This is a genomic window from Streptomyces sp. CA-288835 (assembly GCF_050936385.1).
Taxonomy (GTDB): domain Bacteria; phylum Actinomycetota; class Actinomycetes; order Streptomycetales; family Streptomycetaceae; genus Streptomyces.
Genome location: NZ_JBNJMW010000001.1, coordinates 7,221,233 through 7,234,871, shown reverse-complemented (window position 1 = coordinate 7,234,871; position 13,639 = coordinate 7,221,233). Strand labels below are relative to the sequence as shown.

Annotated in this window: 12 protein-coding genes and 1 pseudogene; 4 read left to right on the top strand and 9 right to left on the bottom strand. The window is 69.0% G+C overall.

What is annotated here, in order from left to right:
• Positions 1-176: 176 nt before the first annotated feature.
• On the top strand, positions 177-575 hold the full coding sequence (locus ACQEVY_RS32725) for an MMPL family transporter (RefSeq protein ID WP_432952990.1): 399 nt from the start codon (positions 177-179) through the stop codon (positions 573-575).
• Here ACQEVY_RS32725 and ACQEVY_RS32720 read toward each other — a convergent pair.
• The 3 genes from ACQEVY_RS32720 to def form a co-directional block, all read right to left on the bottom strand.
• Complete coding sequence (locus tag ACQEVY_RS32720) at positions 572-2,404, bottom strand: hypothetical protein (RefSeq protein WP_432952989.1); 1,833 nt, start codon at positions 2,402-2,404, stop codon at positions 572-574. The two genes, ACQEVY_RS32725 and ACQEVY_RS32720, sit on opposite strands and share 4 nt — an antisense overlap.
• Before the next feature lie 196 nt (positions 2,405-2,600).
• Complete coding sequence (locus tag ACQEVY_RS32715) at positions 2,601-2,819, bottom strand: hypothetical protein (RefSeq protein ID WP_432952988.1); 219 nt, start codon at positions 2,817-2,819, stop codon at positions 2,601-2,603.
• A gap of 249 nt (positions 2,820-3,068) precedes the next feature.
• Positions 3,069-3,731, bottom strand: a complete 663-nt coding sequence (def, locus tag ACQEVY_RS32710; protein WP_432952987.1) for a peptide deformylase — start codon at positions 3,729-3,731, stop codon at positions 3,069-3,071.
• A gap of 57 nt (positions 3,732-3,788) precedes the next feature.
• Between def and ACQEVY_RS32705 the strand changes: the two genes are divergently transcribed.
• Positions 3,789-4,367, top strand: a complete 579-nt coding sequence (locus ACQEVY_RS32705) for an ArsR family transcriptional regulator (RefSeq protein WP_432952986.1) — start codon at positions 3,789-3,791, stop codon at positions 4,365-4,367.
• 150 nt (positions 4,368-4,517) lie between these two features.
• On the opposite strand, the pseudogene ACQEVY_RS32700 reads toward ACQEVY_RS32705, so the two are convergent.
• Together ACQEVY_RS32700 and ACQEVY_RS32695 are read right to left on the bottom strand one after the other, a co-directional pair.
• Positions 4,518-7,562: pseudogene (locus tag ACQEVY_RS32700) on the bottom strand (family 16 glycoside hydrolase).
• Positions 7,563-7,932: 370 nt separating this feature from the next.
• Positions 7,933-9,006 (bottom strand): alkene reductase, encoded by a 1,074-nt coding sequence (locus ACQEVY_RS32695; protein WP_432952985.1) that lies wholly within the window; start codon positions 9,004-9,006, stop codon positions 7,933-7,935.
• Positions 9,007-9,144: 138 nt separating this feature from the next.
• On the opposite strand from ACQEVY_RS32695, the gene ACQEVY_RS32690 reads away from it, so the two are divergent.
• Positions 9,145-9,540, top strand: coding sequence for a MerR family transcriptional regulator (locus ACQEVY_RS32690; RefSeq protein WP_432952984.1), 396 nt, complete (start codon positions 9,145-9,147; stop codon positions 9,538-9,540).
• 173 nt (positions 9,541-9,713) lie between these two features.
• Here ACQEVY_RS32690 and ACQEVY_RS32685 read toward each other — a convergent pair whose 3' ends face one another.
• From ACQEVY_RS32685 to ACQEVY_RS32670, 4 genes are all read right to left on the bottom strand, one after another.
• The gene (locus ACQEVY_RS32685; RefSeq protein WP_432952983.1) at positions 9,714-10,109 is read right to left on the bottom strand and encodes a nuclear transport factor 2 family protein; all 396 of its coding nucleotides are present in this window, start codon (positions 10,107-10,109) and stop codon (positions 9,714-9,716) included.
• Positions 10,110-10,239: 130 nt separating this feature from the next.
• Entirely contained in the window at positions 10,240-11,082 is an 843-nt protein-coding gene (locus tag ACQEVY_RS32680; RefSeq protein ID WP_432952981.1) for a helix-turn-helix domain-containing protein, read from the bottom strand.
• A gap of 102 nt (positions 11,083-11,184) precedes the next feature.
• Entirely contained in the window at positions 11,185-11,595 is a 411-nt protein-coding gene (locus ACQEVY_RS32675; RefSeq protein WP_432952979.1) for a nuclear transport factor 2 family protein, read from the bottom strand.
• 49 nt (positions 11,596-11,644) lie between these two features.
• Positions 11,645-12,115 (bottom strand): Lrp/AsnC family transcriptional regulator, encoded by a 471-nt coding sequence (locus tag ACQEVY_RS32670; protein WP_432952977.1) that lies wholly within the window; start codon positions 12,113-12,115, stop codon positions 11,645-11,647.
• Positions 12,116-12,216: 101 nt separating this feature from the next.
• Here ACQEVY_RS32670 and ACQEVY_RS32665 point away from each other — a divergent pair, with 101 nt between their 5' ends.
• Complete coding sequence (locus ACQEVY_RS32665) at positions 12,217-13,611, top strand: pyridoxal phosphate-dependent decarboxylase family protein (RefSeq protein WP_432952975.1); 1,395 nt, start codon at positions 12,217-12,219, stop codon at positions 13,609-13,611.
• Positions 13,612-13,639: the final 28 nt, after the last annotated feature.

The following is a 13,639-nucleotide window of genomic DNA, read 5'->3' as shown; positions in this document are numbered from 1 at the left end:
ACCCGCGCGGCCAGGAACCGGACCTCAGCGGCCGCGCCACGGGCACGGCATCCGCCGCTACGGCATCCGCCGGTACCGCATCCGTCTGTGTGCGATCCGACTTGTTCGTACGACTTGAGCAGATGATAAAGTCGGTCCATCGACCAAGATCCCCACCCCGACCCAGGGAGTTCTTCATGGCCGTACTGCTCCACCGGCTGGGCCTCGGCGCCTACCGGCACCGCAAGCTGGTCCTGGGCATATGGCTCTTCGTCCTGGCCGCGCTCATCGCGTGCGTCAGCGTCTTCAGCGGCAAGCTCGATGACCGCTTCACGGTGCCCGGCACCGAGTCGCAGCGTGCGCTGGACAGTCTGAGCAAGACCCTTCCGGAATCCTCGGGCGCCAATGCCCAGATCGTCTTCACCGCCCCCGAGGGCCACCGGATAACCGAAGCGCCGTACGCCGCGGCCATCTCCCGGACCGTGACGGCGGCCGAGAAAGCCCCCCAGGTCAGCGCTGTCGCCGAGCCCCGCGCCACCGGCGCCGTCTCGGCCGACGGAAGCACGGCGATCGTCCAGGTCCAGTACCGTTCCTAGGTTGATTGGCCGGTATTGGCCGTTTCTGGCATTGCGAACAGCGTGAGCTGGTCGTGGATGCTGGGCCCCCGAACGGTGGTGGGGCCGTGGGGCGGGTGCTTTCCGGGTGGGCGCGCTCGTGTCTGACGCACCCCGGGGGTGCTGCGCGAGGTCCGTGCCGGAGCTGTCCGCTCCGTACGGCCTGTGCTGTGGTGACTCGGCGCTGCGGGGGCGGTTGTCCCGGTGCGATCCTCCGGTCGCACGGCCGCTGCCTCAGCACGCCGGGTGGCGGTGGTGGCAGCGGTTTGGCGGGGTCCGTCTTTCCTGCGCCGGGCCGTACAGCCCAGACCGCGTCTGCCGACAACCACCGCGGCGGCATGATGCCCGCTCACAGTGGTCGAGCCGGTAGAAGCCTGCTGTTTCAGGGGGTTCAGCCAGTGCTGGGCACCCCACTTGCTCGAATACGCCGGATCGACCGCGATCACGGAGAGTCCGGCGTGGTGGGCCATCCCGGCCAGGCGGTCGCGGAACTTGGCCGTCGGGATCCCTGCCACGGTGCGGCGGAAGGCTTTGCCGCGCCGGCCCCGGCCCAGCTTCTCCCTTCCGGTGGCGCGGGCGTCAGTAAAGTCCAGGTTCTCGATCACCAGCGCCGCGCACTCATGCCGCTGGGCGAGGTGCAGGAGCTGGGAGATCGCTGCGCGCAGCCGTGCGTCGCGGGTGGGGGCGGGCAGACCGGACAGCTGAAGGGGGATGGTGTGGGGAGCGCCGACGGGGTTGCCGCAGGGGTCGATGATCCAGGCGGCGAGATGGTCGGCGTTGACGTCCACAGCGAGGACCGGATGTTGCCGCAGCGTTTTCAGGGCCGGGGCCGGGGCTGTCTGGCCCTTGACCGTGGTGGACCAGGAGGCATCCAGATACCAGTGTCCGCGGGCCGGGTCGTAGGTGATGTCGTAGCGGACCGAGGCGCCCACGGCGATCCGGTCCGCCCACTGCCCGCCCCGGTGCCTGAAGACGGCCGCCGCGTCCAGCACGTACCGGCCGCGCGGGGCGTTGGCGTACTGGACGCGCAGCGGGTCGGGCAGCACCATCGCGATGGAGCCGTCGGCGGGGTCGATGCTGAGGGTGTAGTTCCCGAACGGCGCGCCCGCCTCCCCGTCCGCGGTCAGAAACATCCGCCGCGCCGACCAGACCGTGCCCCACCCCTCCAGCTGAGCCTGCCAGTCGGCTGCGGTCAGCGGCTTTTCGGCGGTGGCGGCGTCGTAAAGGTGGTGGCGGGCGTTGAGCAACCGGCGTCCGCCCCGGGTGACCCGCACGTGGCCGCTGTCCCGCTCCCGCACCGCCCGGCGCAGCTGGCCCTGCAGGATCTGCAGCCGCTGCTGCTTGGCCCGCCGCTCGCTGTCATCGGCATACCCGCGCACCCACCTGCGCCCGCGCTGCTCGCGGGTGCCAGGTGCGACGGCGAGGCGGGAGGTGATCGTGGCGATCGCCTGACGTAGCGAGCCAATGCGGGCGTTCAGTGCCCGCCGGGCCAGCTGGTACTGGTCCTCGCTGGTGCGGGTGATCGATCCCGCCCAGCGGGAGGAGGACTGCGCGGTCAAGGCCTTCTTCCGCTCGGCCCGCCGATTGTGCGCGGCGGGCACGTTCCCGATCCGCACCCGCGCCGCCAAGTCCGCTCCGGCCAGCGCGCCCAGGTGCTCCCCGACCGCCCGCAGTACCTCCTCGTCGGCGGGCGAGAGGTGCAGCCGGGTGCGGATGCGGCATCCAGAAGGCGGGGCGACCACGAACGGGCCAGCCAGCGCACGGAACGGGCGCGGTTCCCGCTGCTTCGCTCCCCGCTCCCGCTTGCCCAACGCCGTGCGCCCCCGCTCGCCTGTGATGATCTCGACGGGCCGAAGCTAACGCCCGCCCCCATACCCCGGGAAGCACATGCCAGCGATTGGCGAACAACTGCTCCCCTCTGCACAGGAAGGGCAGAAGATGATCGTCGACTGGATCATTCGCGACCGACCACACCCCTCCGCCCGGCCCGAAATGACCAACACCGGCCTACACATCCGGGAACTGTTTCCAACCCGCGCTCCGGCGGCGGCGTTCGGCCTGAAGGAGACGGCCGAACGACTCGGTGCGCGCGTCGCCCTCCTCCTGGACCCGGAGCCGGACGGACTCACGGTCGTGACCGCCCGCGAAGCGGTCGTAGACGCCGACCGCCCGCAAATCGAGGCAGGCCTCGACGGCGAGGCCACGATCCTCCCCACACCCGTGCACTGCCGCCTCGCACCCGGCGCACTACGCGTCCGCGTGCCCAAACACCGCCCAGGCGTACCTCAATCCAGCCCGCCCCTGGACTGGCGGCAACGGCGCAAGCTTGCGCGTCTCGGTGCGGCCGTACGGCCGCACCGAGACGCGCAAGCCGCAGCGGGAAAGCTGCCGGATGATTGCGCGCTGAGGTGGGTCCTGGTTTACGTCCTGACCCGAGAGCCGTCAGTCTTGTCCTGGCTGCTGCCGGCGAGCTTCTCATTGGCCCAGGCGGGCCGCCTTGGTCGCGCGGTGGGCGAAGACGTCCTCGCGGCGGTCTTCCATTTGCCGCAGCGCGTCCTTGCGGTCTCGCTTGGACAGTCGGTCGAGATACGTGTGGCCGAAGAGGTGGTCGGTCTCGTGCTGCAGGCACCGTGCGAAGTAGCCCGTTCCTTCGATGACGAGGGGGTTGCCGTCCTGGTCTAGCCCGCGAGCGACGGCATGATCGGTGCGGGCAACCGTCATGGCGGCGCCGGGCACGGACAGGCAGCCCTCGAGTTCGTCAACGAGTCGGCGGCTACCTGGAGTTGGCAGTTCCAGGATGGGGTTGATGATGTGGCCGACGTGCCGAATCCCGTTGTCGTCCGGGCAGTCATATACGAACAGCCGCAGGTCGACGCCTACTTGATTGGCTGCCAGACCGGCGCCGTCAGCCACGTACATCGTCAGGAACATGTCGTCGATTAACGCCGACAGTTCCGGAGTTCCGAACTCGGCCAGCTCCCGGCACGGTCGGCTCAGGATCTCCTCACCCACCACCGTGACCCGCCGCATCGACCCCCGTTCCGCTTCCGGTGGCAGCGCCGGGTACGAGTCGACGGGTTGGCCCTGGACACGGACTCGCCGGTCTACGGGACGGGACTGGTCGTGGCGTACGGACATCGCTGTCTCCCCTTGCTCCCCTTGCCAAGTTCTTTGCAAAGTAGCAGACTTTGCAAAGTGACTGAAGATGACCTCAACTCCCAGCCCGGCCGGGCACGGGCCACCGGCGACGCACTGCGTGAACATGAGGTCCGTACGGCCCTGTTGGACCTGCTCGCCGAAGTCGGCACCGTTACGGCGACCGAAGCCGCGGTCCGGCTGGGCTACAGCTCTGGACTCTGCTCGTTTCACCTACGGCAGCTCGCACGCCACGGGCACATCGAGGAGGCCCCGCACCGCGGGGGTCGCGCACGCCCTTGGCGTCTGAGGCAGCGCAAGACCACCGAAGGGGCCCCTGCGGAGGAGCAGTTCGGCGAATTGGCCCGAGGCCTGGAGGACGAGAGCTGGCAGCGATGGCTCGCGCAGCGCGACCAGGCGCCGGCCGAATGGCGCCACGACGAAGCCTTCAGCGCCGTCGCCTACTTGACGCCCGAAGAGATGACCCGAGTCGCGGACGCCATCCGACGAGCACTCACCCCCTACCAGGACCGCGAACAACGCCCCCTGGCCCGACCCGACGGCGCCCGACCGGTGGCCCTCATCACCCGCCTGTTCCCCTTGCTTCCTCACTCGACAGACGGGACGGAGCAACCCTGAACCTGAATCCGAGCCGACTGCACGAGTGTGCCGGAGCGGTGGCTCGAACCCCCACGGCCGACTCCTCCACCGCCTCGGAGGAGGAGTCGGCCGCGGGAAGTGCTGTCACGCCCGTGCGAAGGGGGCGTCACTGGCAGCGGACGCCGTTGGTCAATTCGGGTCGGGTGTCGGGCCGTTGGTCGGTTCGATCCAAAGGTTCCTGAAGCGGACCTTGTTGCCGTGGTCCTGGAGGCGGATTGCTCCTGCTGCGGCCGATTCCGCATCGCCGCCGCCGGTTGGGCCGTTCACCGCGACGTTGTCGTGGACTTTTCTGCCGTTCCACACCACGGTGATCCTGGCGTCCTCCGTCTTCTGGCCTGCGGCGTCGAAACGGGCCGCTCGGAAGACGATGTCGTACGTCTGCCAGGTTTCGGGTGCGGTGGCGGCGTTCAGGTCGGCGGCCTTCTTCTCGTAGATGGCCGCGGCCTCGTTCGGGGCGAGTTGCTTCACCCCGAACGAGTCCAGGATCTGGATCTCGTAACGGTCCTGGAGATAGATGCCGCTGTTGCCGCGGTCCTGCCCGGTGACGTCGTCCGGCAGCTTCGGCACCCGGAATTCGGCGTGCAGTCTGAAGTCGCCGAAGGCCTGTTTGGTGCGGAGGTCGCCGCAGCACACCTCGATGGAGTCCTCGGCGGTGTGCGGCCATTCGGCGCTTCGGCCGTCGGTGTGCTGCCAGGCGGTGGCGAGGCTGCCGCCGGAGAACAGGTCGATACGGCTGCCGGGTCTGCGTACGTCGATCATGTCGAGGTTGACGTTGCCGGTGTCCTCCGGCCGGTAGGTGTACGTGATGGTGTTGCGGCCCTTGCGGAGGTCGAGCCGCTCGGTGCTGGTGGACCAGCGGTTCCAGGCGCCGGTGGAGGGGAGGCTGGTCTGCCGTGCCTCTCCGCCGTTGACGCTGACACCGAGCGTCTTGGTGCCGGTGAAGGGGTGCGGGCCGTTGGCGTAGCGCAGGCCCACGTCGTAGCTGCCCTTCGCGGGTGCGTCGACCTCGAAGGTGGCGGTGGCGCCCTGGGTGCCGAAGCCGTCGACGAAGCCGCCGCCGGTGTGGCCGGCATGCTCGGTGTCGATGTCCGCTCCGCCGGACAGGCGTGCCGATTCGGCGTCGTACGAGGTGACGGGCTCCTCGGGACCGGGACGTGCGTTCAGGGTGTACCAGGCCTCGGTGGACCAGAGTTGCTCACCATCGGCCGAAGCGAACGGGCGCGGCGAGCGCACATGCACCACCCGGTCGGTCTTCAGGCCGGGGATGGTGAGCCGGACCTTGCGACGGTCGTCGGATATCCGGGCCGCCGCGACGGGGAGGACCTCCTCGTCGACCTTGGGTCCCCCGTACGCCGGGGTGGGGACGTAGCGCCACTACTCCACCGAGTACGCGCCGCTCGTCAGCTTGGCGGCGGTCTCCTCCGACAGCGGCTTGGTGTAGGTGAGTTCGAAGCCGTCGCGGGTGGCGCGCATGGTCTTGATGTCGAAGACGCTCTTGCCGTTCGGCGTGAGTTTCTGCAGGCCGAAGCGGAGTTTGCCTTCCTGGCCCCAGTTTCCGTCGGCGCCCAGACCGCCCGCGTAGATCGCGCCGTCCGGTCCGGTGCTGATGCGGGTGATGCCGGCCTCCAGGCCCTGTGTGTGCCGGAACACCGCGCCCTGGTATTCGCCGTCCACCTTCTCCAGGTCGGCGCGCTGGATTCCGCCGTAGGTGACATCGCCGAAGAGCATCTGCCCGGCGAAGGGCCCCTTCTTCAGCAGCATGGGTGTGCTGGGTGAGTTGGCGATCTCGTTCTGCGGCAGCCAGAGCACCGGCTTGGTGACCGTACGGTCGTCGAACGGGCCGTCCGGGTTGGTGTGGTGGTTGAAGAACCGGCCGGGTTTGATGTGCAGCAGCTTGGAGGAGGGCAGCCAGCCGCCCTGGTTGTCGGTGACGAAGAGCTCGCCCTCGGGACCGCGTCCGATCCCGTTCGGTGTGCGCAGGCCGCCGGCCAGGTAACTGACCTTTCCGGTCTTCTTGTTCACCTTGATGGTGGTGCCGCGGTTCGGGGCGGGCTGCGGATCGGTCGTCGCGCCGCCGTAGTTGATGGCGACGGACAGGTTCAGATAGAAATGCCCGTCCTCGTAGAGCAGTCCGAAGGCGAACTCGTGGAAGTTCCCTCCGTACGGCCACTCGGCGACCTTCCGGATCTCGCCCGCGGTGTTGTCGCCCTTGGTGTCGGACAGCTCGGTCAGCTGGTGCTTCTCCGAGACGTACAGCTTTCCGTCGACGTACTTGATCCCCATCGGCTCCTTCAGGCCGTCGGCGATCTTCTTGTACGTGACTTTCTCCGGACCGGTGTCACCCGTGACGTTGTCGAGGACGTACACCTCTCCCCGCGTCTCGTCGCTGCCGCCCCACGTGGTCACGGCGAGCCGGCCGCCCGGCATCCAGTCCATCGCGGAGACCTGCGGCTCGAAGCCCTCGGGGCGTAGATCGGTGAGGTCGTAGGCGGGGTTGACCGAGGTCAGCGGGAGGCCGTCGCCGGGAGTGTCGTAAGTGCCCTCGCACTCCTTGCGGCCGGGGGCGGTGACGCGGACGACGTCGGCGTCGGTACTGAGAACGGAGTTCGGGACGAGGGTGAAGTCGTCGGCGCCCGGCGGCTTCCACTGGAGGGTGACCTGCTGTTCGCCACCGCGGTCGAAGTGGTCGATGTGCAGGGCGTGGTAACCGGGCGTGAGGGTGATCTCGCCGTCCTTGGGCTCGGCGCCGTGCAGTCCGTCGTGGTCGATGACCTTCTGGTCGCCGATGAAGAGGCGGGAGCCGTCGTCGCTGATCAGGCGGAAGGTGTACGTACCGTCAGCGGGAGCATTGATGTTGCCGATGATCTGCGACACGAAATTGTCGGTGAAGCCGAAGCCCTCGGTGGAGGACCAGTCGACGGTGGGGATCAGTTTGTCGACGTTGGGCGTCTGGGCGGGCTTGAGGTCGCAGAGTTCGCTCAGCGGGGACTGGATGTCGAAGACGCGGAGGGTGACGCCGGGTTCCTGGGGCGGCAGATCCGCGAACGGCTTGTCCTCCGCGCCGGCGGCGGGGGCCGCGAGGCCTGCGGTGAAGAGGGCGGTGAGAAGTAATCCGGCGGTTCTTCGTGCTCTGCGGCGGTTGCGGCGGGGCCTCGGAGACTTGCGTGGCGTCACTCTTCCTCCTGCTGGGCGCTGTGAGGCGATGCGCCGGGGGTGACCGGCGTCCGCGGAGTGGAGTTCCTGCACGTACGGGGGGCACGGCGAGGTTCCGCGGTGATGCAGGTGATGCACGCGGGTCCTCCGTACGAAACCGACGCCCAGCGTACGAAGGGGAGTTGAGACCGTCCATACTTTGTCCCCAGAAAGGAGAAACCGGGCGTTGCGAGGAACACGGCCCGGACAGCGGCCGGTTCGCCGCCCGAGGCCTGCGACGTCCCTGGCGGACCCGCGGGGGCCACGACCCGGCCGGCAACGATGAGAAACGTCCCCGGCCGGGACCGCGCTGCTCCGCCCTCGCCTTGCACCCCCGCCTTCCGGCTTTCGGTCAGGCGGTGTACTGGTAGGCCGGGTACGTGAGGTAGCCCGCGTCGCCGCCCTGGTAGTACGTGGTCTCGTCGGCGGGTGCGATCGGCAGGCCGGTGCGCAGCCGTTCGGTCAGGTCGGGGTTGGCGAGGAAGGCGCGGCCGAAGCTGATCAGGTCCGCGCCCAGTCCGAGCCAGTGGTCGGCGACGGTCCGGTCGGTCTGCTTGGGGCCCATCGGGAGCACCGGGTTGACGATCAGTGTGCCCGGCCATGCGCGGCGCAGCCCGAGCAGCACGTCCTCCTCCGCGGTCGCCTCCACGTGCACGTAAGCGAGGTCGAAGCGGGCGAGTTCGGCGAGCAGGGCCGCGTACAGCTCAGGCACCTCGGTCTCCTCCACGCCCCAGAAGGTGCCGCCGGGAGAGAGCCTGATCGCGGTGCGGGCCGCGCCCACGGCGTCCACCGTGGCGGCGACCGCCTCGACGGCGAAGCGGATGCGGTGGGCGATCGGGCCGCCGTAGGCGTCGGTGCGCAGGTTGGCGTTGGACGACAGGAACTGTGAGATCAAGTAGCCGTTCGCGCCGTGCAGTTCGACACCGTCGAAGCCTGCGTCGACGGCGCGCCGGGCTGCCTCGGCGTACGAACGCGCCTGCTCGGGCACCTCGGCGCTCTCCAGGGCGCGGGGTACCGGGGCGGGCTGTGGCCCGGTCGGGGTGAACACCTCCCCCACGGCGGCGACCGCGGACGGCCCGACCGGCTGGAGGCCCGTGGTGTCGGGATGCGAGACTCGGCCGCCGTGCATGAGCTGGGCGAAGATCCGCCCACCGTTGGCGTGCACGGCGTCGGTGACGGGCCGCCAGGAGACCACCTGCTCATCGGTGTACAGACCCGGCGTGCCCGGGTTGGACTGCCCGACCAGGTTCGGCTGCACCCCCTCGCTGATGATCAGCCCGGCGGTGGCCCGCTGGGCGTAGTAGACCGCCATGGACGGGGTCGCAAGACCCCCGGCCGCGGCCCGGACCCGGGTCATCGGGGCCATCACGACGCGGTTGGGCAGCTCCAGGTCACCGAGACGGTGGCGGTCGAACAACGTGGTCATGCCGGTACTCCTCGCACTGGTCCGTACTGGTCCGTACTGGTCGTAGGCCCCGGAACGGCGGGCCCGGCAGGTAACGTAAAACCTGACATCCATGTGAGAGGCAAGTCTTGTGGCCGGGGTCACAGACAGGAGAACGAGATGCGGATCGGCGAACTCGCAGCGCGCACCGGAGTCAGCATCCGCTCCCTGCGCTACTACGAGGAACAAGGCCTGCTCACCAGCACCCGCAGCGCCGGCGGACAGCGGCACTACACCGACGACGAGGTCGAGCGGGTCGCCTTCATCCAGCGCATGTACGCAGGCGGACTGTCCAGCCGCACCATCCTCGAAACGCTGCCGTGTGTGGACTCGCCCAGCGACGAAAACTCCGACGCCGCGATGGAGCGCATGGCCCAGGAACGGGACCGGCTCTCCGCCCACATCGAGGAGCTGCAGCACACCCGCGACGCACTCGACGCGCTCATGGCCGCGGCCCAGGCCCACCGCGACGCCCGTCAGGCGAACCGGAGTGCCACGGCTGCTTCGGTCGTCTAGTACTCAAGTCCTGACTCGCGAGCTCGACTTCGTGGCCGCACGGATCAGCCACAAGGACCAGTCACAAGGATCAGGAAACGCCGCAGGCACGTCTCGCTCGGTTCTCATGGGTCTCGACGACCACATGATCACCAGCGGACGTGCCTGCGCTTCTGCCCGGCGAAGCTACCCAGCTACCCAGCTGCCTCAGTGGCCTCCTCGACGGTGTCGAGGTAGAACCGCACCGACGCCAGCCGCCCGTCGCGGAGGCCATGGATGGCCGCACCACGCGCCAGGTATGGCATCCCAGCCTGCGTATTTCCGCGAATCTCCCACTCGCTCCAGATCTTGTCACCGTCCTCGACGGACTGCAGGACCGTCCCCACCAGGTCCGGAACGTGCGCGAAGAGGCCACCCCAGTTCCTCCGGACGATCTCGCGACCGACGAAATTCCGCTCCGGATGCAGCGGAAGCTCCGAGACGAAGTCCTCGGTGAAGCAGTCGACGAATTCGTCCAAGTCGTGCGCGTTCATCGCCTTTTCCATGCGCTGCAGGATTTCCGTACCGCTCACCGAGCTCACCGTCTCCATCAATGGGGTTTACGACACTGCCGGTGGCCGATTCGACTCCCGGCTCGCGCCTTCGCGCCTTGGCGCCGACCGGCTCACCTTGTCGATCAAGGATGGCAACGGGCCCCCGGGCCTAGCCTGGGCCAAACTGTCACACCATCGAAGTCGGCCCGCGCCCCGCACCGCCGACGAGCTCCCTGAGCCGGCCTGCGTCCTCGGAACCCGGCTGAGCAGTGAAGACCATGGCCCGCAGATCGCTGTCGCGCACCGTCAACAGGTCGCAGTCCAGGGCGATATCACCCACCTCGGGGTGACTGAGTACGGACTGGTCATCCTGGTGGGCAACGGCCCCCGCCCTGCTCCACAAGGTGGCGAACGACCGACTCGTACTCCGCAGCTCATCGATCAGGGCGGCGAGGGTGTCGTCCGCGGGATAGCGCAGTGACGCGGTCCGAAGCTCCGCCGCCAGCATCGCTTCGAACCTGGCCGCCTGTTCGGCAGACCTGCGGACGCGACCGGAGTCCGGGTTGAAGCCCCGCCACGCGAGGTTCCGATCCCAGCTGTGTGACATCTGCTCCCCGCACGCCAGCGCCTCCCATGCGCTGTTCCAGGCGACCACCGTCCACGTCGCATCACAGACACACACCGGCGTGCCGTCAAGGCGCTCGAGCAGCCGTCGCGCGCCCGGACCTATGTCACGAGGGACGGGTCCGTCGGCGGGGGCGTGCCCCGCCAGCGCGCAGAAATGCTCGTACTCGGCCCGGTCCACGCGTAACGCGCGGGCGAGGGAGTTCACGACCCCGGCCGACGGGTGGCTCCAGCCCTGCTCGAGCCGCCTGATGTAGTCCGCCGAGACGCCGGCCAGGTCGGCAAGCTCCTCTCTGCGCAGCCCGCGAGTACGACGTCGGCCCTCTGCGGTGAGGGCAACCGCGGCAGGGTCAGTGCTTTCACGCCGCGCCCGAAGTGCGGCACCGAAGAGATTGTGTTGCCTCATAGATCGAGTGTGGCTCACGAACGCCGCGCCACGGTACGGACGTCGGGCGCGTTCAGCTCGAAGCGCCGGGCTCGCAGCGCCCAGCGCGGGCCTACCGCTGGATCACTCCGAACCGGCCGGCGTCGTCTGGGTCAGCACACAGACCCAGCGCCCGCGGCGGCGGACGTACACGTCGGTCGTCCACTCATCGGCGTCGTACCGCTCGCCGCCGTAGTGGGCCGTGTTCGTCACGCGCGCCGACCAGACCGCCGTGTCGCCGTAGACCCGCACCCTGGCCGGGCCCACCCGCTCCATCGCCGAATGCGAGAGCGTGCCGGAGCGCACCAGCGACAGCAGCTTGTCGCGGCCGTCGATGCCGGTCGGCGCGACCATGCACCACTCCTCCGCCATGCACTCCGCCATCGCGTCGGCATCGTCGGCGACGATCGCCGCGGCCCAGGCATCGGCCACGCGCTCGATCTCCCGCAGGTCCGCCTCGGTCCCGTACTCCTCGGTCCCGTATTCCTTGGTCATCGGGCACCTCCCTCGGAGTCTCAATGCAACTCGAGTCACCCGCTCCGCGTCAGGGGCCGGCGTGTCGTTCCAGTAGGGACCTGACGCTGAAGGGCTGCACCTCGAGCAGGACGATGGTGGTGTTGGACCGGACGACCCCAGGCGCTTCCAGCAACAGGTTCGTGATGCGGTGCAGGTCTTCGGTGTCCCGGGCGACCACGCGGGCGAGCAGGTCGCCGTCGCCGGTGGTGACGAGCAGCTCGACCACCTCGGGAATGCGCAGGATCGCGTCGCGGGTGGACTGGCCCATGCGCTGGCTGATCGACATCGTGATGAGGGCCAGCAGCGGATAGCCGAGAGCCTCGGGCGCCACGCGCCGACTGTGCTCCCTGAGTTGACCGCCTTCTTCCAGTCGCTTCAGACGCGCCTGCACGGTGTTACGGGCCAGACCGAGCCGCTCGGCCAGGGCAACCGTCGTGGCTCGTGGGTCCGCGTCGAGCGCCAGGAGGATCTTGGCGTCGAGGGCGTCGACGTTTCGCATGGTGCTCAGTATGGCACAGCGCGAGAGTGTCATATTGAGCATTCTGCTCATCATTCCTGCCGCATATTGTGCATTCCGATACGCCTTCCTAGGTTCACGCCATGCAAAAAGCGCAATGCGACAACACGTCAACGACCAGCGCCGCCCGTGTGGACCGCCGGGTATGGGGTGACGAGGACGAGATCGTGGCGGCCGCCCTCGACTACGCGCGGCGGCGCATCACGCAGGCTCCGGATCCGGTGACCGGCGCCCGCCCCGCCGCCGACCTCGCCCTCGCGGCCCGTACGGCCATCACCCCCTGGGGAATCGGCGGCGCCGCGGCCCTCAAACTGTTCGACCAAGTCCTGGTACCCGCCACCCGCGCCCAGAACGGACCGACGAACCTCGCGTACATCCCCGCGGCCCCCACCCGTGCCGCACTCGCCTTCGACGCGGTCACCGGCGCGGCGAACATCTTCGCGGGCCTCTGGGAGGCGGGAGCCGGCGCCATTCATGCCGAGAACGAGGCGCTGGCCTGGCTCACCCAGTTGCTCGGATGGCCCGGCACCGCAGCGGGATGCTTCGTCAGCGGCGGCACCATGGGCAACCTCTCGGCTCTCATCACGGCCCGCGCCGCTGCCGCCGCATCCGGCCCCCGGCCGACGGACGGCTGGAAGATCGTGTGTGCCGACAGCGCCCACTCCTCGATCAGGTCCGCGGCCCAAGCGATGGATGTCACGGTCGTCACCGCACCCGTGGACCAGCGGGGACACCTCACCGGAGCCGCCGTGAACGCGGCCTTGGACTCCACGACCGGCGTGTTCGCCGTGGTGGCGACCGCCGGGACCACCAATGCCGGTCTCATCGACGACCTCGATGACATCGCCGAGGCATGTGAACGCCACCAGGTGTGGCTGCACATCGACGGCGCCTACGGCGGAGCGGGCCTGGCGGCACCCAGTGTGCGGCACCTCTACGCCGGCATCGAACGCGCCGACAGCTTCATCGTCGATCCCCACAAATGGCTCTTCGCCCCGTACGACTGCTGCGCACTGCTCTACCGGAACCCCGCGGCGGCACGCGCCGCGCACAGTCAGTCGGCGCACTATCTCGACGCCATCGACCGCGACGTCCACAACCCGTCGGACCTGGCCCTCCACCTCAGCCGCCGCGCCCGGGGTCTGCCGCTCTGGTTCAGCCTGGCCGTCCACGGAACCGAGCGGTACGCGCGTGCCGTGGAACAGACGCTGACCACCAGCCGACTGGTCGCCGACGCCATACGCGCCAGTGACCATCTACGCCTGACGATCGAGCCCGAACTGTCCGTCGTCCTCTTCGAACGCCCAGGCTGGGGCCCGCAGGACTACGCGTCATGGTCCGCCCGTACCGCCGAAACAGGCGCCATGCTGTGCGTGCCGACCCAGTGGAACGGCACAACCGTGCTGCGCATGGCCTTCGTCAACCCGGACACCCGCGCCGACGACATCATCGGCACGCTCCGCACACTCCGCCAGTGAGTGCAGGTCGAGCGACCTGCGACGTGGT

Coding starts and splice junctions, on each gene's coding strand:
- ACQEVY_RS32725 (WP_432952990.1), top strand. CDS start 177: ATGGCCGTACTGCTCCACCGGCTGGGCCTCGGCGCCTACCGGCACCGC.
- def (WP_432952987.1), bottom strand. CDS start 3,731: ATGTCCGTACGCCACGACCAGTCCCGTCCCGTAGACCGGCGAGTCCGT.
- ACQEVY_RS32695 (WP_432952985.1), bottom strand. CDS start 9,006: ATGACCACGTTGTTCGACCGCCACCGTCTCGGTGACCTGGAGCTGCCC.
- ACQEVY_RS32690 (WP_432952984.1), top strand. CDS start 9,145: ATGCGGATCGGCGAACTCGCAGCGCGCACCGGAGTCAGCATCCGCTCC.
- ACQEVY_RS32685 (WP_432952983.1), bottom strand. CDS start 10,109: ATGGAGACGGTGAGCTCGGTGAGCGGTACGGAAATCCTGCAGCGCATG.
- ACQEVY_RS32680 (WP_432952981.1), bottom strand. CDS start 11,082: ATGAGGCAACACAATCTCTTCGGTGCCGCACTTCGGGCGCGGCGTGAA.
- ACQEVY_RS32675 (WP_432952979.1), bottom strand. CDS start 11,595: ATGACCAAGGAATACGGGACCGAGGAGTACGGGACCGAGGCGGACCTG.
- ACQEVY_RS32670 (WP_432952977.1), bottom strand. CDS start 12,115: ATGCGAAACGTCGACGCCCTCGACGCCAAGATCCTCCTGGCGCTCGAC.
- ACQEVY_RS32665 (WP_432952975.1), top strand. CDS start 12,217: ATGCAAAAAGCGCAATGCGACAACACGTCAACGACCAGCGCCGCCCGT.